This window comes from Falsihalocynthiibacter sp. CO-5D18 (assembly GCF_041205445.1).
Taxonomy (GTDB): Bacteria; Pseudomonadota; Alphaproteobacteria; order Rhodobacterales; family Rhodobacteraceae; genus Falsihalocynthiibacter; species Falsihalocynthiibacter arcticus.
Window position 1 is genome coordinate 88,302 of record NZ_JBGFCF010000014.1, and the last position, 22,485, is coordinate 110,786.

Annotated in this window: 18 protein-coding genes; 10 read left to right on the top strand and 8 right to left on the bottom strand. The window is 52.2% G+C overall.

The annotated features are described in order from the left end of the window. The 3 genes from AB9F27_RS17120 to AB9F27_RS17130 all read right to left on the bottom strand — a co-directional run bounded on the left by AB9F27_RS17120 (position 1) and on the right by AB9F27_RS17130 (position 1,822). On the bottom strand, positions 1 to 843 hold the full coding sequence (locus AB9F27_RS17120; protein WP_335584580.1) for a YihY/virulence factor BrkB family protein: 843 nt from the start codon (positions 841 to 843) through the stop codon (positions 1 to 3). Positions 844 to 908: 65 nt separating this feature from the next. Beyond that, on the bottom strand, positions 909 to 1,427 hold the full coding sequence (locus AB9F27_RS17125) for an HdeD family acid-resistance protein (protein ID WP_039000327.1): 519 nt from the start codon (positions 1,425 to 1,427) through the stop codon (positions 909 to 911). Between the two features lie 80 nt (positions 1,428 to 1,507). Beyond that, on the bottom strand, positions 1,508 to 1,822 hold the full coding sequence (locus tag AB9F27_RS17130) for a metalloregulator ArsR/SmtB family transcription factor (protein WP_335584579.1): 315 nt from the start codon (positions 1,820 to 1,822) through the stop codon (positions 1,508 to 1,510). 201 nt (positions 1,823 to 2,023) lie between these two features. Here AB9F27_RS17130 and AB9F27_RS17135 point away from each other — a divergent pair, with 201 nt between their 5' ends. Genes AB9F27_RS17135 through AB9F27_RS17145 form a run of 3 tightly spaced genes read left to right on the top strand, consistent with a single transcriptional unit; the run spans position 2,024 to position 4,994 of the window. Next, positions 2,024 to 2,908 carry an MBL fold metallo-hydrolase gene (locus AB9F27_RS17135; RefSeq protein ID WP_335584578.1) on the top strand — a complete coding sequence of 295 codons (885 nt, stop codon included), beginning with the start codon at positions 2,024 to 2,026 and terminating at the stop codon, positions 2,906 to 2,908. Positions 2,909 to 2,926: 18 nt separating this feature from the next. Continuing rightward, the gene (locus AB9F27_RS17140; protein WP_335584577.1) at positions 2,927 to 3,262 is read left to right on the top strand and encodes a TIGR01244 family sulfur transferase; all 336 of its coding nucleotides are present in this window, start codon (positions 2,927 to 2,929) and stop codon (positions 3,260 to 3,262) included. Between the two features lie 13 nt (positions 3,263 to 3,275). Next, complete coding sequence (locus AB9F27_RS17145; protein WP_369755850.1) at positions 3,276 to 4,994, top strand: SulP family inorganic anion transporter; 1,719 nt, start codon at positions 3,276 to 3,278, stop codon at positions 4,992 to 4,994. On the opposite strand, the gene AB9F27_RS17150 is transcribed toward AB9F27_RS17145, so the two are convergent. Further along, entirely contained in the window at positions 4,991 to 7,264 is a 2,274-nt protein-coding gene (locus tag AB9F27_RS17150) for a M10 family metallopeptidase C-terminal domain-containing protein (protein ID WP_335584575.1), read from the bottom strand. The genes AB9F27_RS17145 and AB9F27_RS17150 overlap by 4 nt on opposite strands. 248 nt (positions 7,265 to 7,512) lie before the next feature. After that, the gene (locus AB9F27_RS17155) at positions 7,513 to 10,950 is read right to left on the bottom strand and encodes a calcium-binding protein (RefSeq protein ID WP_369757957.1); all 3,438 of its coding nucleotides are present in this window, start codon (positions 10,948 to 10,950) and stop codon (positions 7,513 to 7,515) included. A gap of 255 nt (positions 10,951 to 11,205) precedes the next feature. Between AB9F27_RS17155 and AB9F27_RS17160 the strand changes: the two genes are divergently transcribed. The 5 genes from AB9F27_RS17160 to ilvD all read left to right on the top strand — a co-directional run bounded on the left by AB9F27_RS17160 (position 11,206) and on the right by ilvD (position 16,763). Next, positions 11,206 to 12,144: a glycosyl transferase gene (locus tag AB9F27_RS17160; RefSeq protein WP_335584573.1), complete on the top strand. Its 939-nt coding sequence runs from the start codon at positions 11,206 to 11,208 to the stop codon at positions 12,142 to 12,144. An 86-nt stretch (positions 12,145 to 12,230) separates the two neighbouring features. After that, on the top strand, positions 12,231 to 13,202 hold the full coding sequence (locus AB9F27_RS17165; RefSeq protein WP_335584572.1) for a KpsF/GutQ family sugar-phosphate isomerase: 972 nt from the start codon (positions 12,231 to 12,233) through the stop codon (positions 13,200 to 13,202). Further along, the gene (locus tag AB9F27_RS17170) at positions 13,199 to 13,990 is read left to right on the top strand and encodes a manno-octulosonate cytidylyltransferase (RefSeq protein ID WP_335584571.1); all 792 of its coding nucleotides are present in this window, start codon (positions 13,199 to 13,201) and stop codon (positions 13,988 to 13,990) included. Before AB9F27_RS17165 ends, AB9F27_RS17170 begins: the two co-directional genes overlap by 4 nt. Continuing rightward, positions 13,987 to 14,808 (top strand): 3-deoxy-8-phosphooctulonate synthase, encoded by an 822-nt coding sequence (gene kdsA / locus AB9F27_RS17175; RefSeq protein WP_335584570.1) that lies wholly within the window; start codon positions 13,987 to 13,989, stop codon positions 14,806 to 14,808. The genes AB9F27_RS17170 and kdsA overlap by 4 nt, the downstream gene beginning before the upstream one ends. Before the next feature lie 122 nt (positions 14,809 to 14,930). Next, complete coding sequence (gene ilvD / locus AB9F27_RS17180) at positions 14,931 to 16,763, top strand: dihydroxy-acid dehydratase (RefSeq protein ID WP_335584569.1); 1,833 nt, start codon at positions 14,931 to 14,933, stop codon at positions 16,761 to 16,763. A 40-nt stretch (positions 16,764 to 16,803) separates the two neighbouring features. On the opposite strand, the gene AB9F27_RS17185 is transcribed toward ilvD, so the two are convergent. Next, positions 16,804 to 18,072, bottom strand: coding sequence for a nucleotide sugar dehydrogenase (locus AB9F27_RS17185; protein ID WP_335584568.1), 1,269 nt, complete (start codon positions 18,070 to 18,072; stop codon positions 16,804 to 16,806). Positions 18,073 to 18,279: 207 nt separating this feature from the next. On the opposite strand from AB9F27_RS17185, the gene AB9F27_RS17190 reads away from it, so the two are divergent. Next, entirely contained in the window at positions 18,280 to 18,543 is a 264-nt protein-coding gene (locus AB9F27_RS17190; protein ID WP_335584567.1) for a hypothetical protein, read from the top strand. After that, positions 18,543 to 19,490 carry a hypothetical protein gene (locus AB9F27_RS17195; protein WP_335584566.1) on the top strand — a complete coding sequence of 316 codons (948 nt, stop codon included), beginning with the start codon at positions 18,543 to 18,545 and terminating at the stop codon, positions 19,488 to 19,490. The genes AB9F27_RS17190 and AB9F27_RS17195 overlap by 1 nt, the downstream gene beginning before the upstream one ends. 32 nt (positions 19,491 to 19,522) lie before the next feature. Here AB9F27_RS17195 and AB9F27_RS17200 read toward each other — a convergent pair whose 3' ends face one another. Next, positions 19,523 to 20,509, bottom strand: a complete 987-nt coding sequence (locus tag AB9F27_RS17200; protein WP_335584565.1) for a sulfotransferase — start codon at positions 20,507 to 20,509, stop codon at positions 19,523 to 19,525. Beyond that, positions 20,499 to 22,421, bottom strand: coding sequence for an alginate lyase family protein (locus tag AB9F27_RS17205; protein WP_369757958.1), 1,923 nt, complete (start codon positions 22,419 to 22,421; stop codon positions 20,499 to 20,501). Before AB9F27_RS17205 ends, AB9F27_RS17200 begins: the two co-directional genes overlap by 11 nt. Positions 22,422 to 22,485 lie beyond the last annotated feature (64 nt).

Sequence of the window (22,485 nt, forward strand, 5' to 3'; positions counted from 1 at the left end):
TTAAGTTTGGTTTTCGCTTTGTTTAAGCTCAATGAGGGCTTCATTGAAAGAGGCCCCCAAAATCAGAAGGGCGGCAATGAGATAGAGAAACATCAACCCGGACATCACCCCCGCGAGGCCCGCATAGGTCACGCTATAGTTCGCGAAATTCCCCAAATAAAAGGTGAACAGCTTTGCAAAAACGGCCCAAAGCGCGATTGTCAGCAAAACACCTGGCCATACGGACCGAAACGAACGCTTGGCGCCCGTCAAAATGGTATGGCATGCAAAAACGCCGAAGATCAGGGGGGTCGCAGCCAATAACACGCGCAAAAATTCGTTATTGAGCACTTCTAGCGGCAAAATTGGAATCACATCCTGAAAGTACGAGAAGTAGATCGGCAGGCCAACAAGAAGGACGGCCACACCAATCAACGTAATGGTGCCACACAAAACGAACAATATGCAGGTTAGCCGCTTGCGCCAATAGGGCCGGAGGTCTGGTCTACGATAAGACTTTGAAATCGCGCGGCGAATAGCATCAACACCCGTCGACGCGAAGAAAACGGTGAGGAGCAAGTTCAATGTGAGGGTTTGCCCAGAGCCTTGGGCCAGAACCGCACGCAGTTCACGCATAATCGGTTCGGCGACGACATCGGGCCAACCGCCAAAAATCAATTCCATCATTTCAGTGGTATTCAAGCTTGTGGTTAACTGACTGGCCAATGCGAGCAGGAAGATCGTAAACGGAAAAATGGCCATCATAATGGCCATAGCAACGTGGCTGCACATTATCCAACCATCGCGAGCATCAAAATCTTTGAGAGCGATAAAGAACGCTCGAAAGACCTGATTAGTTGTCATTTGTCGGGCCCATTGTCAAAACTTTCGCCCCCCCCTCGCAGCAGAGCTACGAGGGGGGAAGTGTATTAAGCCGTGGCGGCTTTGCTATTCAGAGACATCATAATCAGGGAAACGCCGCTTGAAATCAACTCAATAGCCAACAACACACCAAGAATCGTAACGGCAGATTGAGGAAAGTCTGAGAAAATCATCAAAGCCAAGATAACCGACAACGCGCCCGAAATAAGGACAGGCCAAAAAGCGCCCGTTCCTTTGAGAGAGAATGAGACGACGACCTTGGTGATGCCGATCACAAGAAACAGAATCGCAACCAAAAGGGTAAGCGAGATAATCCCAGCGAACGGATTATTTAACAAGGCAACGCCAAGCACAATGCTCACACCACCAGCAAGGGCTGGCCATACTTTACTACCCGTACCCTCATGTTTGAGCGCCGCATAGAGCTGCACAACGCCACCGATCAGGAACGACCACGCCGCGATTGCGGTCGCCGTGAGAGTTGCGGCAAGGGGATTAGCAAGTGCGAGAATGCCCCCAGCGACGAGGACGATACCAGCTATAAACCACAATAACCAATGTTTCATTTTATATATCCTTTTGATGGACTTAACCTAAATCAGACTCTGCGCATAATAACCTTCGTCAGGCGACAATTCTAATAGGCTTACGTAATTTGAGTCGGCGCACAGTAGATTTTGTGCAACACAGATAAGACGGCTTCAGCTTCCTTCGAGGCGACGCTGTAATAGATCGTTTGCCCGTCGCGGCGTGTTTTGACCAGCTCTGCGGCGCGTAGCTTTGCCAAATGGTGAGACATTGCAGGCTGAGACAGTCCGCAAATTTCGGTGAGCACTTGCACCGATTTCTCGCTCCCTAAAAGATGACAAAGAACCTTGAGTCGTACGGGTTGTGATAGCATATTCATTAAATGAGCTGCGGCGTCCAAATGATCGTCCAGCGCGTTGATTGAGATATCCATGAATTTACCCCTTGTATATACGCAAGTGCTTATATAAGTATTTATCAATAGAAACGCCGAAACGCAAGCCGTTCTGTGTATCTAAGTAAGAAAACAAATGTTGTCTCTACCCAAAAACGCTCTCTTTAATACTAGAACTTCTAAACTATCGTGAGGTTCGACCATTTGGGAAAAGCGCCAATGCTGAACTAGGAGGACGCTATGTCTGGTTATCCCGTTGATATGAAACAAAAAACAAATGTTGAGGCCTTCTTTGATGAGGCGACAAATACCATCAGCTATGTGGTCTCAGATCCGGACACCAAAACCTGTGCCGTCATCGACAGCGTGATGGATATTGATTACGCTGCGGGTCGCATAACCTATGAGCACGCGGACAAAATCATCGCATTCATTCGCGAAAACGGCCTTAACCTTGAATGGATCATCGAGACTCATGTCCATGCCGATCACCTCTCGGCCGCCCCTTACATTCAAGGAATTCTTGGCGGGAAAATCGGCGTTGGCGACCAAATTTTGGTGGTTCAGGATACCTTCGGAAAAATCTTCAATGAAGGCACCGAATTCCAACGAGATGGTAGCCAATTTGATGCGCTATACAAAGATGGCGACACCTATAAGATCGGATCCCTGAACGCGTTTGCGATGTACACACCGGGCCACACGCCAGCCTGTATGGTTCATGTCGTGGGCGACGCTGCGTTCGTGGGCGACACGTTGTTCATGCCCGACGGCGGCTCAGCACGGGCTGATTTCCCAGGCGGAGATGCGGGCGAACTCTATGACAGCATCCTCAAAGTATTGAAACTGCCTGACGATATGCGGTTGTTCATGTGTCACGATTACGGACCAAATGGCCGCGATATCGCTTGGGAAACAACCGTGGGCGAAGAAAAAGAACACAATATCCACGTCGGAAAAGGCAAAACACGGGAAGAATTCGTGAAGTTCCGGACCGAACGCGACGCCACGCTCGGAGTTCCAAAACTTATCATTCCGTCGCTTCAAGTGAACATGCGGGCGGGTGAAGTTCCGCGCGACCCAGACGGCAACCCCATGCTTAAAGTGCCCGTAAACAAGCTCTAGATCCAAGGAGATCCAAACGTGTCTAACATCAGAAAAGTCACAGAGATTTTCTCTGTGAGTGAGCAAGTGTTGCCCAGCCAACTGGAAAAAATTGCAGAACTTGGGTTTAAAACAATCATAGATAATCGCCCCGATGGCGAAAGCTCTGACCAACCAAACTTCGTTGAGATTGAGCGCGTCGCGCAAAAACTTGGCCTTAAAGCGATCTATATCCCTATTGTGAACGGTCAGCCCACGGAGGCCGCGGCAAAAGATTTAAAAGCAGCACTTGGCGACACGCCAACTCCGGTCCTCGCCTATTGTCGTTCTGGCGGTCGGTCGATGGCGTTGTGGACACAGGCAATGGAAAGTTAAGTTAGGCAAAAACATGCATAGATACCTGCCAATTCTCACGTGGGGTAAGACCTATTCCCGCACGGCATTTTCCAACGATATGGTCGCCGCGTTGATTGTGACGATCATGTTGATCCCACAATCGTTGGCCTACGCATTGCTAGCAGGGCTACCACCGGAAGCGGGTCTCTATGCATCCATCCTCCCGATTATCCTTTACGCCATTTTCGGGACCAGCCGCGCGCTCGCCGTAGGGCCAGTTGCAGTTGTCTCCCTGATGACCGCGGCGTCCATTGGCGCCATCGCGGAGACGGGTACGGCGGGCTATGCAATCGCAGCCCTGACGCTCGCCTTTTTGTCGGGCGGCTTCTTGCTGCTTATGGGGATCTTCCGTCTCGGCTTCCTCGCCAATTTCCTGTCGCATCCCGTGATCTCCGGTTTCATTACAGCCTCAGGCGTGTTGATTGCCGCGAGCCAGCTCAAGTATATCTTTGGCATTTCAGCGCAGGGACACACCCTTCCTGAACTTGTCACTTCCCTTTTCAATGGCCTGCCGCAAACCAACTTTATCACCCTTACCCTAGGCGTTTTGGCCACCGCATTTTTGTTTTGGGTCCGCAAGGGACTTAAACCTCTGCTGTTGAAAGCAGGGCTGTCGGCCACGGGCGCGGAGTTTGGCGCCAAAGCTGGACCCGTTTTCGCGGTGGCCCTGACCACTGTGGCGGTCTTTGCGCTCGGTCTTAAAGATATGGGTGTCGCAATTGTGGGCGAGGTCCCGCAATCCCTTCCGCCATTCACCCTTCCCGATATCTCTCCAGACCTACTGTCGGCCCTCATCGGACCCGCGATTCTAATTTCGGTGATTGGTTTTGTAGAAAGCATTTCCGTGGCCCAAACACTGGCAGCAAAGAAGCGCCAACGCATCGACCCAAACCAAGAACTCATTGGGCTGGGCGCGGCCAATCTCGGAGCGGCTTTTACCGGTGGTTTCCCCGTGACTGGCGGCTTTTCCCGCTCGGTTGTGAACTATGACGCTGGGGCCGAAACGCCCGCCGCGGGGATTTTCACCGCTATGGGCTTGGCCGTTGCCGCCCTTGCCCTGACGCCGCTTATTTTCTTTCTTCCTAAAGCGACCCTTGCAGCCACCATCATCGTTGCTGTGATGAGTCTTGTGGACTTTTCGATCCTCAGAAAAACATGGGCCTACTCAAAAGCTGATTTTGCCGCCGTTTTGACGACAATTGTCATCACACTGGGAGCTGGCGTTGAAATCGGCGTTTCTTCAGGCGTTGTGCTGTCCATATTGGTACACCTGTTCAAATCCTCACGCCCCCATATGGCCATTGTGGGACAAGTGCCGAACACCGAACATTTTCGCAATATTTTGCGTCACGAAGTTGAGATCCACCCCGAAATCCTGACGCTCCGAGTGGACGAAAGCCTGTATTTTGCCAACGCGCGTTTCTTGGAGGATCAAATCTATGACCTTGCCGCTCAGCGCCCAGATTTGAAGCATGTGATATTGCTCTGTTCCGCAGTGAACGCGATTGACATGAGCGCCCTGCATTCACTTGAGGCCATCAACGAGCGGCTTGCAGCATCCGGTGTTACCTTTCACTTGAGCGAAGTGAAAGGCCCCGTTATGGATCGCCTTCTGCGCATTGATTTTCAGAAAAAACTCAGCGGCCAAATATTTTTGTCACAACATCAAGCGATAACGACGCTAACTTTACGCACCGCAGAAATGGGTTAAGCTAGGAGGTCGAATGACTCTCCGTCTGAAGTGACAATCATGTGACCCACTTGTGCCCCGTCGGTAAGAAGCCAAACGGCGCGCCCTGTTCCAGAGTAAACGATGTAGGCATCTTGAATGTTGTCATTGCCGAGTCGGCCGTTGGAGTCGCTGGCATGGCCATAAACAACGGAAAAATCACTGCGTGTCGCACTTCCACCCATAAAGAGACGATCTCCTTGGGAGTGGTTGAAGTCCGTTATAACATCGCGACCGTCGACAGAAGTTCCAGAGTGGTAAAACTTATCTGCCCCTGATCCACCAGTGATTTCATCGCTGCTTCCGCCACCATTAAACAGGTCACTACCGGGACCGCCGTCGAGGAGGTCGGAGTATGAGCCGCCATACAACGTGTCGTTTCCATAGCCCCCATAGAGACGATCTTCGCCGGCATCTCCAAATACAAAATCGTCGCCAGAGCCCCCACCTATGAGGTCATTCCCATCGCCACCATAGACGCGGTCATTGCCAGCGTCGCCGTAGATTGCGTCATTTCCATCAGCCCCATAAAGTCGGTCTGCTCCATTCCCTCCATGCAAAGCGTCTGAGCCATCGCCGCCACCAAGAAGGTCGTTACCATTGGCGCCATAGAGGTCGTCATTACCTGCCTCGCCGAGAACGGTATCATTCCCCTCTCCTCCGCCAAGAAGATCATTGGCATACCCGCCCTCCAGCCGGTCGTTGCCATCGTCACCTAAAAGCGTGTCTTCACCGTAGCCGCCAAATAGCCTGTCGTCGCCATAGCCGCCTTCTAATCTATCGTTGGCGTTACCGCCTTCCAGTTGGTCGTTGCCGGTGCCACCAACCAATCTATCGTTTCCGTTGCCACCCAAGAGCCTGTCATTGCCCCCGTAACCGATCAAGACATCGTTGCCGTCGCGTCCATCTATATAATTGCGAGCACTGTTCCCAGTGACTCTGTCTTGGCCACTCCCCGCTATGTAGTGTTCAATCGTCGTCCCTGCTGAAATGGCTATATTCCCAATCAACCCAAAGGCATCCGAAACATACCCAGCCCGCAACTCTATACGCTGATTGTTTGTATCGTTTGAGAAGTTAATTATGTCGATCCCATCACGGTCATAGATCGTGAACGTGATGGGATCTCCGCCATAGATTGAGGCGTTGGGGGAAACTGTGGCATTCCACAAGTCCGCCATATATCCACCGTGCGTGTTGCCAACCCCATAGGTCGTATTGCCAGCTGACACCGAACTGGCACCCGGCGTTCCATAGAGGTCTTGAATCGCTATGATATCCGAACGCATGGCGGTGACCACCCCAGCTCGACTGGCCGTAATGGCGGTGTTTTCCGTTTGGTCAAAATACGACATAACTGACATTTGCCACGAGTCATTGCTGAATTCTTCGTCCGCGCCATATTCTGCGTCGCCGTTGTAATTCCCTTGATGACCAAGGCCAAGAGCGTGCCCGATCTCATGAAGATAGGTTGAGAAACTATAGCTATCTAAGGATGTGCCGTAACTCGCGATCCAAGAGGAGTCTATGGAAACAGTCGCGGAGTTCGTTGTTGTCCCGCTGGCGGAATAACCAGAAGAAGCCCCTCCTGAGGAGGGTTCGTCGAATTCAATATCTGCGGAACCCGAAATTTCGACAAAGTCAATGTTTGCAACCGCTTCCCAAGCCTCAAACGCCCAGCGCGCAAGTTGCTGCGCCCCCGAAGAAAGCCCTGTGATATCCACTGAAATCTGATTGGAAGAGCTGGTATCAAACGTATGCCGATTGCGCCCTGTATCGTTCCAATACCCGTCAGTGAGATAGGCGGCCATCGCATTGATTGACCCTATGGACGGCGCGGCCTCGGCTTCTATATTCAGCGAATACGACCCTGATGACGCACTCTGATAACTGCCTGCCGAAAGATAATAGGTGCCCGAAGATGTCGCTGTGAAGGAGAGTTCCGAATTGTAGCCATTACTATCATCATTTTCAGCGATTTCGGTTCCCGAGGAATTATGAACACGCAAATAGGGGTCGTCCAAAGTATTTCCATCAAGGGAAACCGTATAGCGTTGCCCCGCGGTCAATGTAACGCGTACCCAGTCGTAGTTGTCGCTACCTGAGGTCAACGACCCTGAGAACGTGTCGCCGACGGACAGAAAAGCCGTCGTCGCAGTGCTTCCCGCGGCATCACCGTTCTCAGATCGCGCTGCAAAATCGACAATGTCACTTTCCAACTCAGAATTCTGATCGACGCGAAGCGCAGGCATAACTATTCCCATTCATACTTTGTTGTGCGTAAACTGGTTCCGCGGTGGTCCTATTATCGTGCATTTCTCCGAAAAAATGAAGTCGAAACACGTTTCCGAAGATCTGTAAGTGCCCTTCGTTGGCAAAAACGTAAGTCATTGTCCAATTGAGCAAAATTGTTCAACTTTTAGGATAGAGTTCTCTGCCTTCGAAATTACGTCAAAGGTTTGCTCATTTTATGGCACTCATTTTAAACATCGTTCGCAGGTTAATTCATCAGGTCAAACGTCGCACCGGCGGAGTTTATATTGATCTGATCCAGAGCGGCCCCATCAATTAAGATCCAAGCGGTTTGCCCTGTGGGAATATAAACAATATGCGCCTCACGAATATTATCGCTGCCCATGCGCTGCCCATTTGTTTCACTGGAGTGTTGCAGAACAACTCTAAAGTCGTTCTCTGAGGCCGCGTGCGAGAAAAGCAACCTATCACCTTCCCTGCCATCATAATCCATGACTGTGTCCGTTCCGTTCCCCCAATAGCTATTGTGATAGAACCTATCCGCACCCATTCCGCCGTGAAGCCTGTCATTACCGATCCCACCAACCAAAAGATCATTACCGACCCCGCCATAAAGCGTGTCCGAACCTACACTGCCGTTTAGCGTGTCGTTGCCATCCCGACCCATGATGACGTCATTTCCATACCCGCCATTGACATAATCATGGCCAGAGCCGCCGTCGATCACGTCGCCTCCATCTGCTCGAGAGCCGCCGCCAAAAAGGAAATCATCCCCGTCGTTGCCAAAAAGCCGATCAACCCCGTCACCGCCATAAATCCGGTCATTTCCGGCTTCACCGTATAAAGTGTCGTTGCCCGCGCCACCTCCAATGAGGTCAGAACCATAGCCACCGAGGACTAGATCGTTACCCGCGCCGCCCAATAGGTCATCGTTGCCAAGGCCGCCATAAAGGCGATCGTTGCCTGCGTCACCGTTCAATATGTCGCGATCGGACCCACCTGAAAGCGCGTCGTCGCCATTCCCCCCGTAGAGGAAATCATACCCGTCGCCACCCTGAAGATAGTCGTTCCCGTGGGACCCATAGAGCCTGTCATTTCCATCCTCGCCCCGAAGGGTGTCGGCTCCTATTCCCCCACCCAAGAGATCGTTCCCCTGACCGCCATACAATTGGTCATTACCCGTGCCGCCCAAGAGGTCATCATTGCCAAGGCCGCCATAAAGGCGATCATTGCCAGCGTCACCGTTCATTATGTCGCGAAGGGACCCTCCCGAAAGCGCGTCGTCGCCATCTCCACCGTAGAGGAAATCATAACCGTCGCCACCCTGAAGGTAATCGTTCCCGTGGGATCCATAGAGCCTGTCATTTCCGTCCTCGCCCACCAGGGTGTCATTCCCCAAGCCGCCACCCAAAAGGTCGTTCCCCTGGCCGCCATACAATCGATCATTCCCAGAACCTCCTAAAACGTCATCGTTGCCAACGCCGCCATACAGCCGATCATTGCCAGCGTCGCCGTATAATTTATCGCGATGGTACCCTCCCGAAAGGACGTCGTCGCCATCCCCCCCAAATAAGGTGTCATATCCGGTTCCACCGTCAAGATAGTCGTTCCCCCAATACCCATTGAGAAGATCATTCCCTGCTTCTCCAAAAAGTTGGTCACCCCAAGTTCCGCCATAGATCATGTCGTTTCCAAGGCCGCCACGAAGATAATCAGCACCAACTCCGCCAGCAATAAGATCATCTCCTTCAAGGCCATAGATTTTGTCGTTGCCATCTAGTCCAAAAAGTCGATTTCCATCGTTGTTACCCGTAATCGTATCGGCTTGATTGGTTCCTGATACGTTTTCCACCTCCTCAATTGTGTCTTTATTTCCAAAGCCATCCCATGCCACGCCCACATGCAAATTGACCAATACGCCAGATGTGCCACCGCTGGCGGCATCATAAACATATGCCACGGTGTCATCCCCGCGCCCCCCTAAGAGGTAATCTGCCCCCGCGAGACCGACCAGAATGTCATCCCCGTCGCCTCCATCGAGAGTGTCGTTGCCGCCGTAGCCACGCAAGAAATCAGCCCCTCCTAATCCATAGAGAATATCAACAGCACTAGACCCTTCCATTACGTCGTTATCTGCACTGCCATTGCGCGCACCTTCGGGTAAAATCCACGAGACCGGAGTATGGGTCGCATTCACGATCGTCATTCCAGCGAGTGTGGAATGGTAAATAGGCTGGCCATTGGCAGACATAAGGCTGATCACTTCTTCTCCAAAGGTCAGCAGTGCGCCACTTGATGTCATTGTGACCGTAAGCTGTTCGATGCTCCTGAAGAGCGTAAATCCCGAGAGATCAAGAATGTCCAAAGTGGCATCAAAGTCGAGGATTGTGTCGCGTTGACCATCTTCGGACAGGATAAATGTGTCGTGCCCTGCGCCGCCCCGCAGCTGATCCACCCCTGATCCATCCATGAGAATATCGTCGCCCGCACCCCCCGAAATCTCGTCATCTCCGTTTGCGCCAAACAGAATATCGTCACTGGCCGAACCGGTTATCGTGTCATTGCCACCCGTACCAGTTCGCGTTTCTCCCACCTCACCAATTGTCGCAGTAAGCTGGGTAATTCCGGCCTCCACGCCACTCGCCGCAAAAATTTGCAACTCGCCGTTCTGGTCAGACATCGTCACAGCTGAAATATTTTCCAAGGCCATTTGGACGGTGTCAGCCATGCTGGTTAAATGATGCAACCGACCATCAGGCAAAAGAGTGAACAGACTCAACCCATCATCCGCCCCCCCGACCAGAACATAGGTGCGCCCATTACTTACGATGGTTTCCATTGTTGTTACATTCTGAAACCGCGTCGAGAGGTCATCAATGACATGATCGACTGGCACAAGAGTTCCACTGCCATACATCCGCAGAACGGAAATGGACGAACTCCCCCTTGCGGCGACAAGGACATAATCTCCACTGTTATTAGAGACCGTCGAGATCGCCGAAATGTCGCTAATCCCAAGGCCTTGCTCTGTGCCCATACTTCCAACGGATGTAAGCGTTCCGTCGCCTCCAATACGATAACTGGTGACATTGTCGAGCGACGCGGACCCGACCAAAAGGTACGTTGCGGAAGCATTGGTGAGAGTTGTCATCCCCGCCACATCTTCGCCCGTCTGCCCGCTCGACAAGGCTACAGACCCCCTTTGGGTCATCACTCTGTCGCTATCAATTCCATAAATCGAGATGCCAGCAATGCCCGAGTGCGACGAGAAAAGAAACATCGAATCTGCCACCATGACACAAGTTACATCCCGCAAATTCGCCTCAAATGGAACGTCACTAGCGAAAGTCTCAAGTTTCGAAAAAACCCCCGATGAAGCATAAGTGAAGGACAGCAAATTATCAGCCTGCAAACCCGAAGAAATAACATAAGTGACGCCCTCCATTGTGAAGGTTTCAAGTGCTGTCGCAACTCCAGGAACTTCGATTTGACTATAGGCAGTCTGGCTTCGGAAAAGCGCATCCGAACCAGAACCCAACTGATAAGACGTCACGCCATTGCCAGCCTGGGACGCCGCATACAACGATGCCACCCCATCATTCCATTGAACAGCCATGTCGGAAATACCCGACCAATAGCTCTCATGGCCGCCCAAAAGCGTTGTTTTGTAAGAGAAATAAGCCACGCAGGCTACCCCATTTGTTATACTGCGCCCACACGCATGCTGGGAAGATAGCGGCCAGATGGATAACAAAACGTTTTCCAAATGTGGCACCCATAAGGTATTTACAAACAATCCTTAACAAATGCGTTTTGAATACGCCCTTTAAGGTCGGCGGTTCCCCCTGTGTTACAAATCCTTTTTGAAGCTTAAAACCTGTGCTAGAACAGCGGAAACGAGCGTGCATACCGCTCATTTTTACAAACGCAGGAACGGTCCTTGAAGATAGAGTCGGAAAATAAACAGGTCGCAATTTTGATGGCTACTTATGAACCTTGCGAGACTCTCGTGGAGCAAGTGGTGAGCTTTCAAGAGCAAGTGGCTGAGGACTTGTCCTTGATCGTCAGCGACGACTCTGAAGGGGAGCCTTCGGCTTTTTTGCGTCTCACACTTGAGCGGTTCTCCAAAGGCCCTGTAACGCTAGCAAGTGGCCCTCGCGAGGGGTTTGCTCAGAATTTCCTTTCGCTCATTCGCTTGGCTGGCCCCGATGTCGCCTACGCTTGCCTCTCGGATCAGGACGACGTCTGGTTTCCGGCAAAAATAGAACGCAGCCGTAATATGCTGGAAATCGAACCCGCAGATATTCCAACAATTTACTGCAGTCGGACCCTAAGGTGTGACAACGAATTAAAGTCGCTCCGACTGTCCCGGATGCCTGCCCGAACCCTCGGGTTTCCACATGCGTTGGTCCAAAATGTGGCGGCGGGAAACACGATCATGATGAACCGTGCCGCGCTTGATTTGCTGCAGGACGCCAGCTTGGAAGCGGGTGCAATTGTGGCCCATGATTGGTGGATTTATCAGATGATCACAGGTGTGGGCGGAAAGGTTATTTTTGATCAGGAACCGTCGCTTTATTATCGCCAACATGGCGGCAATCTCATCGGCGCGAATGTTGGCACCGCTGCCCTCCTCACGCGGACGCGCATGGTTGCCAACGGCAGGTTCAGCGAATGGAACGATATCAACATCGCCGCGCTGCGCCGCTCTGCGCATCGGTTTACCCCCGAAAACCAACGTCGCCTTGCACTGTTTGCGCGGGCGCGACGGCGGCGCGGGATTGCGCGCTTAAATGATCTGCAGAAAGTTGGCGTCTATCGGCAAACTAAGTTTAGCAACGCCGCAATGTGGAGTGCCATCGCCCTTGGCAAAATCTAGCGGGGAAATTTTTACCCTATGTTGATTTCCCCCATTTGAGTTTAAGACCGTGCCAAACTGGTAAAAATTGCACCAAGGGACCAAACGTGACCCAACCTCGCCTCTCTCCGGAAATAATCAATGCCATTGGCGCCCGTGTTTTGCTGTCTGAGGGCGAAGCACTGGTTCATTTTGCCCAAAACCTGACGCCTGAATTCCATGTTGCCGTTGAAAAGATGCTCAAGTGCGAGGGGCGCATTATTCTCTCTGGGATTGGAAAATCGGGTCATGTTGCGCGCAAAATAAGTTCAACACTCGCGAGCACAGGCACGCCCTCGTTTTACGTTCACCCTTCGGAAGCAAGCCATGGCGATCTGGGAATGATCCGCCCCGAAGATGTCTGCATCCTGATTTCGAACTCGGGCGAAACTTTTGAGTTGGGTGACATAATCGCCCACACCCGCCGCTTCGCGATCCCAATGATTGCCATCACAAAACGGCCAGAGAGTGCGCTCGGATCAGCCTCTGATGTGACCCTAACCCTGCCCGATGTGCCCGAAGCCTGCTTGATTGGTATGGCGCCGACAACATCAACAACACTGTCACTTGCCCTTGGGGATGCCCTCGCGGTGGCCCTGATGGAACTTCGGGAATTCAAGCCCGAGAACTTTCGCACCTATCACCCCGGCGGCAAACTTGGCGCACAACTCATCAAGGTCAGCCAGTTGATGCACGGTGGGACAGCGGTTCCGATTGTCGCCGCCGAAACCCCGATGTCCGAAGCGATTTTGACAATGACTTCAAAAGGGTTCGGGATTGCGGGCGTTGTAGAAAACGGCCGCCTCATCGGGGTGGTTTCAGATGGGGATTTGCGCCGCAACCTCGTAGGGCTGATGGAGAAAACCGCACGGGAAGTGGCGACCCTCAATCCTGTCACGATCCGCGGCGACAGCCTTGCAGAAGAAGCGCTGCGCGTTTTGAATACGAAAAAGATCGGCGCCCTTCTGGTTGTCGACGACACGAATGCGCCAATCGGCGTGCTAAACATCCATGATTGCCTGCGGGCGGGGGTTGCATGAAAACAGTTATTCTAATTCCGGCGCGGTTCGCGTCTACGCGCTATCCAGGTAAGCCACTGGTCAAACTGACATTGCCGGATGGCACACAAAAATCGCTTATTCAAATGAGCTATGAGGCCGCCAAATCAGTACGCGGAGCGGATGAAGTTTTCGTAACAACCGATGACGAGCGGATCGCCGAGGCTGCACGCGCCTTTGGTGCCGATGTTATCATGACCTCCGAGAATTGCGCCAACGGCACAGAACGTTGCGCAGAAGCCATGCAAAACGCAGGATTAGAAGCCGATATTATCGTTAATTTGCAAGGCGATGCCCCCTTGACCCCACCTTGGTTTGTTGAGGCCCTCATCGACGAGCTGGAGCGTGACAATTCCGTGGGTATGGCAACGCCCGTTCTGCGCTGTGATGCCCAAACCTATGCCCTTTTCACCGAAGACCGCCGCAACAATCGCGTTGGAGGAACAACAGCCATCTTTAACAAATTCAAAGACGCGCTGTATTTCACCAAGGAAGTCGTCCCTTATGTCGACCCTAATAAAATTCCAAACCCAATCCCCGTTTTCCATCACGTTGGCGTCTACGCCTATCGCCCCGATGCCCTCGCCGATTATGGCAGTTGGGAAACAGGCCCGCTTGAAAGACTCGAAGGATTGGAGCAACTCCGTTTCTTGGAAAACGGCCACCCCATTCGCTGTGTTGAAGTGGACGGCAGGGGGCGGGTATTTTGGGAACTCAACAATCCACAAGATGTCGCACGCATTGAATCCGTTCTAGGAGCCCAGTTATGAGCAAGATCGTAAACATCGGTGATATCGAAGTTGGTGGTAAAAATCCGTTTTTCCTCATCACCGGACCATGCCAGCTAGAGTCCCTTGAGCATTCGCGCATGATGGCCGAGAAGATCGCTGAAGCATGCGAGCCGACAGGAACGAAGTTCGTTTTCAAGGCCAGCTACGACAAAGCCAATCGCAGTTCCATCGGGACAGAGCGCGGGCTTGGCGTTGACAAGGGTTTGCAAATTTTGGACGATATTGCCCGCGAGTTTAATGTTCCCGTGATTACCGATGTGCACCTTCCTGATCATTGCGCCATCGCCGCCGAAGTTGTCGACGTCTTGCAAATCCCTGCGTTTTTGTGCCGCCAAACCGACTTGCTCCTCGCAGCAGGCGAGACTGGCAAGGTGATCAACGTGAAAAAGGGTCAGTTCCTTGCGCCTTGGGACATGGGCAATGTCGCCGAAAAAATCGCAAGTACGGGCAATGATAACATCATGCTGTGTGAGCGCGGCACGAGCTTTGGGTACAACACTTTGGTTACCGATTTCCGTGGCCTGCCAACGATGGCCGCTACGGGCTACCCCGTCATTTTCGATGCGACTCACTCGGTTCAACAACCCGGCGGGAAGGGCACGTCTTCGGGCGGTCAGCGCGAATTTGCGCCCGTTTTGGCGCGTGCGGCAGTGGCGGTCGGGGTTGCTGGATTGTTTATCGAAACACACCAAGATCCGGACAACGCGCCAAGCGACGGGCCGAACATGATTCCGATTGATCAAATGGGCGCCCTGATTGCAAACTTGCGTCGTTACGACGCGATTTCCAAAGAGTAATTGCCGTCCTGAGGGCGTGTTCCTTAAACCGTGAACTCGAATACTGCTAATCCCCTAGTTTTCTGGTGCGAGCAGTGATATTTGCCGTTCGTCAAACAAGTATTTCGAAAGGCAGGTGCGCTGTGCCACCCTTAAAATCAAAAACCTCGACACATGGTCGCAACATGGCAGGGGCCCGTGGCCTTTGGCGTGCGACCGGCATGAAAGACGACGATTTCGGCAAGCCGATTGTTGCGATTGTGAACTCTTTCACGCAGTTTGTTCCCGGACACGTACACCTCAAAGACTTGGGGCAAATGGTTGCGCGCGAAGTCGAAGCCTCGGGTGGTGTTGCCAAAGAATTCAACACCATCGCGGTGGATGATGGCATTGCGATGGGTCACGACGGGATGCTTTATTCCCTGCCCTCACGCGAAATCATTGCCGACTCGGTTGAGTATATGGTCAACGCGCATTGCGCCGATGCCATGGTTTGCATTTCAAACTGCGATAAAATCACTCCTGGTATGTTGATGGCCGCGTTGCGGTTGAATATCCCAGTTGTGTTTGTTTCCGGTGGCCCAATGGAAGCCGGAAAAGTGGTGCTGGATGGCGAAGAACGGTCCCTTGATCTGGTCGATGCAATGGTTGCCGCAGCTGACGAAACCATGAGCGACGACGATGTGGCTGCGATCGAACGCTCTGCTTGTCCAACCTGCGGTTCTTGCTCGGGTATGTTCACCGCGAACTCGATGAACTGTTTAACCGAGGCGCTTGGATTGGCGCTTGCGGGGAATGGTTCGGCACTAGCGACACACTCTGATCGTAAAGAATTGTTCCTCGAAGCGGGCCGTTTGGTCGTTGACCTTGCGCGCCGCTATTACCACGAAGAAGACGAAAGCGTTTTGCCGCGCAATGTGGCCACAAAAGCTGCGTTTGAAAACGCCATGACGCTCGATATCGCCATGGGCGGCTCTACCAATACGGTTTTGCACTTGCTCGCCGCAGCGCACGAAGGCGAAATCGATTTCGACATGTCCGACATCGACCGCCTTTCACGTGGCGTTCCGGTTTTGTGCAAAGTTGCGCCTTCGATTGCCAATGTGCACATGGAAGACATCCATCGCGCGGGTGGCATCATGGGCATTTTGGGCGAATTGGATCGCGCAGGATTGCTGGATACAACCGTCAACAACATCCACGCGGGCACCCTTGGGGCGGCCTTGGATAAATGGGACATCAAACGCACAGACGACGCAGCGGTGCACGAATTCTACCGTGCTGCACCGGGCGGAGTTCCCACGCAGGTCGCGTTCTCGCAATCACGGCGCTACAAGGCGTTGGATGATGATCGGGAAACCGGCATTGTGCGCTCAGCAGAGCACGCATTCTCGCAAGACGGTGGTTTGGCCGTGTTGTTTGGGAACCTCGCAGAAGACGGCTGTATCGTGAAAACGGCAGGTGTTGACGACTCGATCCTCAAATTCACTGGCCCTGCGAATGTTTTTGAAAGCCAAGATGACGCGGTTTCCGGCATTTTGACCCGCAAAGTGGCGAAGGGCGATATTGTCTTGATCCGCTATGAGGGACCACGCGGTGGGCCGGGGATGCAGGAGATGCTCTATCCCACGAGCTATCTAAAATCCCGCGGCCTGGGCAAAGCCTGTGCGCTTGTGACGGATGGACGCTTCTCGGGTGGCTCTTCTGGGCTTTCCATCGGGCACGTTTCTCCTGAAGCGGCCGAAGGTGGAACGATTGGACTGGTGGAGCAAGGCGATCTTATCGAGATCGACATTCCAAACCGGACGGTCAATCTTGCTGTTTCGGATGAGGTTTTGGCCGAACGCCGTGCCAAACGGGACGCTGAAGGCTGGGTGCCGTCCAAACCACGCCCACGCAAGATCACGACAGCCCTGCGGGCCTATGCGGCTCTGACATCCAGTGCTGCAAAAGGTGCTGTTCGCGTCGTTAAATGAAACAACGGGTTGCGCTTCGACGGTCGAAGCGCAACCCTATTTATGCAATACTATGTGTTTCCACGGTTTGAAATTTCGACAAATCCATCGCAAGCCCTGTTGCGTTTGAAACAATAACAAGCTCCCAATTCCCCGCCTCTGCGTCTTTGCAATTTATCAAGAGTGAATCGATTTGGGGAAGTGTTGAATAAAGATACCCCAAGTTATGACCGCGTAATTTTTCAGGCGAAAGACAGGGATCGAAAATTCGCAGACGAAACCCAGCCTCGAGGAGTTTACGCGCCAAATCAACGTTTGGACTCTCGCGTAAATCATCTGTCCCCGCTTTGAACGCCAACCCTGCCATCAGCACCTCGGACTCGGGCGTCAGGTTGCGCACGATGTGGTCAAACTGATGGTTTTTATGCGCGTCGTTAGAGCGAATGAGACTGTCGATTAAATGTGTATTCGCGCCAACGTCGCTTGCGATATATTGCAACGCCCGCACGTCTTTTGGAAGGCATGAACCGCCAAATGCGCCGCCCGGGCGGGTGTAATACGGGGAGATGTTGAGCTTAGTGTCCGAGACAAAAATTTCATGCACCTGCTTTGCGGACACGCCCATTTTCTGGCAAACCCGCCCGAACTCATTTGCAAAAGCAACCTTCACAGCGTGCCACGAATTGTCCACGAACTTGGTAAACTCGGCCTCTTCAAACTGCGTAACAAAAACCTGCGCTTCAATGTTTTTGTTAAGTTCGTCCATGACTGCATTCGGTTGTCCGTCCGCCGTACCGATGACAATTTTTGGCGGATTAAAGTAATCGTTAATTGCCTGCGCTTCGCGCAAAAACTCGGGGTTATAGACAAGATCGACCTTGTCACTCCACGCTTCTCCCATGCTGGCTTTGAAAATCGGTATCACAAGTTTGCGAATTGATCCGGGGCGCATGGTCGAACGAAAGACTACGGTCAGTTTTTTTACAGGATCCGTGCGGGCGATATTGGTCGCGATTTGGCGGGAAACATCCGCGATATATCGCATATCATGCGCGCCATCGATACCGCTCGGCGTACCAACACATACGATGGCCATATCCGCATCCAACAGCGCGTCTTCCACCGATTTTGTGGCCGATAACCGCCCAGATATGAAGGACTTCTCCATGAGGTCCTGAAGCCCGGGCTCTTCAAAGGGCGCTATGCAATTGTTAACATCGGTGATTTTGGTGTCGCTTACATCGACGCCGATGACAGTGTGCCCCTCACTTGCGATGCAACACGCTGCGGTGAATCCGACATATCCCATTCCGAAAATAGAAATCTGCATTGTGACGGCCCCAAGTTCAGTAAAAACACCTCAATTTGTACAGTGGGTGATGAATTAGGGATACGAAAAAGGAGCTAGTGGCAACTTGTTAACTCTCCTTTTGCGAGAGTGAAGGCCAAATGCAACACAACCGAGCGTTGCGTTGTCAACCGCTTAGGCTCGCTCGGGATATAAACACCTATCCCTTTCAACTCAGGAGACTCCAAAATGTTAGACCGCTACGAAGGTATTGCACCTGTTTCAAACGGCCCCGCAATTGATGCATTTGATATTGTTCCCAATGACACATCCGAATTGCCCGAAGTCACCCGCGCCCTTTTTGTGGGGCAAGGCGGCACAATTACTGCTGTGACGAAATCTGGTACAACCGTCACGTTTGAGAACGTCACAAACGGTGCGATTTTACCGCTGCGTATTTCCAAGGTATTGGCAAGTGGCACTACCGCGCTTGCTTTGGTGGGGTTAGTGTAATGATCGGTCTGGGTCTTCCGCTTTGGCCGAACGCGCCCGCCGTACAACCCGACACTCAAGGGTTGAAAATGTTGTGCGATTTCACCACAGGTTTCGCCGTTCTGAACGAAAACATCGTTCAGATTTCGGATATTTTTGCCTGCACGCGTACAACTGAAGGCCGTTTGAATGACGGAACCGTTTTCGCTCCAAATACCCTTCGCCTCTCCACACAAGGCCTCCTCATTGAAGAGGCCCGAAATAACGTCTTGCTAACCAGCTTCGCGCCAACCAACCAAACAGTCACATTGGCGGCGGGCACCTATACGTTGTCCGTTGGCGCAGGTGGATCAGCCTCCTTATCTGGAGCGGCGTCAGCCTCTGCGTCCGCAGGCTCAAGCGACACGTTTACTTTGTCCGGATCGGGCAATGTAGACTTGGCGGTGACGGGAAGCCCCATTTGGGTTCAACTCGAAGACGGCGCATTTTCCACCTCACCAATCGCCACGGGAACCACTTCGGTGACGCGATCTTATGATCGCGTCCAACCCCATGATCTCGGTTGGTTTACGCCTGACAACATGACCTTCACAATCGAATGGGAGCAGCTTCAAAACGGTTCTCTCGCGAGCAATGGTGTCGGGAATGTTGCGAGGTGGTCCGGAAATGCTGGCTATTCGCGTATTCGAGCGGGCAGTGCCACCTTTGCCCAAATCAGGAACGAAGCTGGCACCCTTGGCATGAATTCCGGAGTTGGCGGCGGCACAGTCGTGGGCATTCACACAATGACGCTCACGAGCAACGCTTCTGAATTCAAGATCGAGTGGTCGGAAAGCTTGAACGGAAGCGCGGGCAGTGTAACGTCGCAAAATGGTCCGGGCGCAGCCCATGTTTCATCGATGAATATCGGTGGAAACGTGGGTGGCGAATTCATAAACGGATTCATACGAAAAATATCGATAACTTAATAACTCCAGCTCGCAGAAACGCGGGCTGGAAACTACTTTTTGAAGGCCAAATTCAAAAGACGACGCCGCCTATCGTTGTTAAAAAGGTATTCTGAAAACAGAAGAGACGTTGAGTTTTTAACGATGTAGAGGGCCGCGCCAAAATCGGACATTCTGATCCCAATTATTGCCGCCGCCGGAAATCCAAGGCGTGTCGCTGACTCTGCACATATTTTCTGCGCCAATCGGCTTTCCAACCCAGTTACATTTTTCTTCGGTTTTGTGCCACTCATTGAGGAATTTTCCCCCAAACCTTCGAGAGAATTTGGCAGGGCTGTCAATCGCAAAAACCTTGCGAAGGCCTCACTTGTTTTGGGTGTATCACCCACCAAATCTTCGTAGCGGATAAACTGAAACTGTTCCGGCTTCTCTTTCAGCCAGAATTCCGTGCTGGCTGCGGCTTTTTTCCATGCGTACGCCAACACCACTGGGTTATAGCGCCGCCGATCATGCCACCACCCCTCGACATTTTTATAGGACGCCAAGACCGCATTTGGTTGCCGTAATTGACAGACGACCAAAGCTTGCGGAAAGCCCGCGTAAATACGATCCAAATGTTGGTGGTCCTGAGGCGTGTTCCACCCCCAGCGCGTCGCCCCCGCGAGAGTCGCCGCACGCTCAAATATCATGTGGAGCACGTCGCTCCACAACAGAAAATCCGGCCATTCTGCACACACAAGTTGCTTAACCTCGCCAAGGTTATCCAGCGAAAGGTGGATCGGTTGCTCAAGTGTTTTACCAACTTCTTGTGTGCTGCGAATTTCCAAAATGCGGTAAACCCATTGCGCAACCCGAAATGCCTCGTCGCTGGTCAACGGTTCCCATAGGTTTTCTGCATCAATTTTTTGGAGGACATAGAAATCATTAACGATAAACACTGAAGGGTCTTCATTGAGCAGGCGGGTCAAAATTGTCGAGCCACTGCGCGGTTGCCCGACGATGACGATGGGATCATTTACGAATGTGGAATTAGGCGGCATCAATAGAAACCTTTGTTTCCAGCCAGCCGCTTTTCAGGTCGTTTGGAGCGAAGCGCGCTCTAAGGGAACACGTCGTTTCTCGTGTGCCAAAGCTACCCGAATAGGCAACCTCCTCAATCAAAAAATGCACGCGGGATCCGGAGCGCCGAAGCGTATCATCAGGTCGCAACCAAAGCTCGACACCAGCAATTTTTTTCCCATCCCGTAGCAAATCTACACTGCCATTTTCTCTTAAATTGACAGCGATCGAGGGATGTAAAACATAAGTCAAACACACCTCTTTGAGACCCTTTTTTGGTGTTCCCAGCAATTGGTCGCGGATTGAATAACCATATGGAGCATCAAGGGCTAATTTGCGTTCATGGATGACGCCGAAGGGTTTTTTATAGCCATCATGTCGCCCCACAGCACACAACCCGCCCGCCGTCTGCGACATTGGCACACGCTTTGCACGCGCGGGATTGGACCAATTGAACGCACCCGAAATTTTACTTTGATCCTTGGAGGACAGGCAGAGCGTGTTGTGCTGCATGGTCCCTCTGAACATGTCACGCGCCTCACCACCCGAGTGATATAGATACGTTCCCGCATCAACAAACACGGGTTGATCATTGAGATGCCACCAAACTGAAAGCGCATCGGCATGCCCGTGCGCCGCAATCGACAGATGCCCGAGGGGACCATGGTCAAGCGCGATTAGGCTTCTGAGCCCCTTCCCGGAATGTCGGAAAACACTGTAGCCACCCTCGTCGAAAAAACCCGCTCCTTCAGGTGATGGTCCTGCCGATGCTGCTCGGCCCGTCCAAATCTGACGTAAGTGGGCGCGATCCTTGAGTGGCGCATACTCTGGACAATCTGCAATTTCTGCCAAAGAAGAAAGGATGTTTCGCACATAATCCTCCTCCCGCGCACCACCTGAAAGAATGACCCGCCCCTCATCATCATCCCCAATGCGCGGAACATTTCCGCCCTCATCCATCATCCAGCGCAGATGTTTGGCCGAAGACTTTAAACGGTTCATAACTTGAGGTTCGAACTTTTCACCCTGATGGCGCGCCATGTTTAGAGCAAGCAGCACCCATTCTAGCGCAAAACAGGAATAGGTGGGGGATTGCTCGGCCCCGACACCATCCTCGTGAATTTGGCACAATATTTGCTCGCCGAGCTCAACGAAAGCCCTGTCCGCAAGGAGTTTCGCCTTATTTAGACGCGGCATCAGTCGACCAAGGATATAGGTCGCTGACAGTTCGGCGATCAAATGGTTATTCGCGGAGGAATATTTAGACGGATACCTGTTGAGCCAAACCAAATGAGCGTTCAATGTTTTGACAAGTTTTAACTTTAGGTTTTCGGGGATATTTTCTTGTCCAAGAAGCGAAACCGCCGTCGTAAAACTCATAATTCGAAGGGCCAGTTCGATGCCGGAATTCCAATTCACCCCTAGAAAAGGCGGATTGGAGTCGATCCAACTTTCCATCACTTCGAGGCAAAACCGCAGGTCTTCTTTCTGACCTTTCGCTCGAAATAACGCAGCAGCAACGGGCAAAATTTGCAGCCGATTCATTTCCCATGTGTATTTAATGTCGCCGCGATCAGGGCGATGCCGATAAGCGACGTCGAAACAGTATTTTTCGCGCTCCCAATACTCGCCACTTACTGGGTCAAAGTGCCATAAGTCGGCAAGAGGCACAGGATCCCATGTGCACCCAAGATAGTGCCAGCGACCAACCCGCGCACGCTCGACTTCTGTTTGCCATTCTTGCCAACAATTCTTAGTGACTTCTACAAACGTTTCTTGGGAAAACTCAAAAAGGGCGAGGGTTCCAAAATCACCGGCTTCAAGCGTAAAAGTGCGCCCACGCCGGCGCAGAGAATGCTCTTTCATCCGATGCACAACTTCTCTGGGAGACATCGACTTTAACCGGTCAAAGTACCACCTCAATTTTGACGACAATTCGCTATTCCCATGCACCTCT

What these genes read in the sequence shown, in the direction of transcription:
- AB9F27_RS17120 (WP_335584580.1), bottom strand. Translation starts at nt 843, where the DNA reads ATGACAACTAATCAGGTCTTTCGAGCGTTCTTTATCGCTCTCAAAGAT.
- AB9F27_RS17125 (WP_039000327.1), bottom strand. Translation starts at nt 1,427, where the DNA reads ATGAAACATTGGTTATTGTGGTTTATAGCTGGTATCGTCCTCGTCGCT.
- AB9F27_RS17130 (WP_335584579.1), bottom strand. Translation starts at nt 1,822, where the DNA reads ATGGATATCTCAATCAACGCGCTGGACGATCATTTGGACGCCGCAGCT.
- AB9F27_RS17135 (WP_335584578.1), top strand. Translation starts at nt 2,024, where the DNA reads ATGTCTGGTTATCCCGTTGATATGAAACAAAAAACAAATGTTGAGGCC.
- AB9F27_RS17145 (WP_369755850.1), top strand. Translation starts at nt 3,276, where the DNA reads ATGCATAGATACCTGCCAATTCTCACGTGGGGTAAGACCTATTCCCGC.
- AB9F27_RS17150 (WP_335584575.1), bottom strand. Translation starts at nt 7,264, where the DNA reads ATGCCTGCGCTTCGCGTCGATCAGAATTCTGAGTTGGAAAGTGACATT.
- AB9F27_RS17170 (WP_335584571.1), top strand. Translation starts at nt 13,199, where the DNA reads ATGAAAACAGTTATTCTAATTCCGGCGCGGTTCGCGTCTACGCGCTAT.
- kdsA (WP_335584570.1), top strand. Translation starts at nt 13,987, where the DNA reads ATGAGCAAGATCGTAAACATCGGTGATATCGAAGTTGGTGGTAAAAAT.
- AB9F27_RS17185 (WP_335584568.1), bottom strand. Translation starts at nt 18,072, where the DNA reads ATGCAGATTTCTATTTTCGGAATGGGATATGTCGGATTCACCGCAGCG.
- AB9F27_RS17190 (WP_335584567.1), top strand. Translation starts at nt 18,280, where the DNA reads ATGTTAGACCGCTACGAAGGTATTGCACCTGTTTCAAACGGCCCCGCA.
- AB9F27_RS17195 (WP_335584566.1), top strand. Translation starts at nt 18,543, where the DNA reads ATGATCGGTCTGGGTCTTCCGCTTTGGCCGAACGCGCCCGCCGTACAA.
- AB9F27_RS17200 (WP_335584565.1), bottom strand. Translation starts at nt 20,509, where the DNA reads ATGCCGCCTAATTCCACATTCGTAAATGATCCCATCGTCATCGTCGGG.
- AB9F27_RS17205 (WP_369757958.1), bottom strand. Translation starts at nt 22,421, where the DNA reads ATGTCTCCCAGAGAAGTTGTGCATCGGATGAAAGAGCATTCTCTGCGC.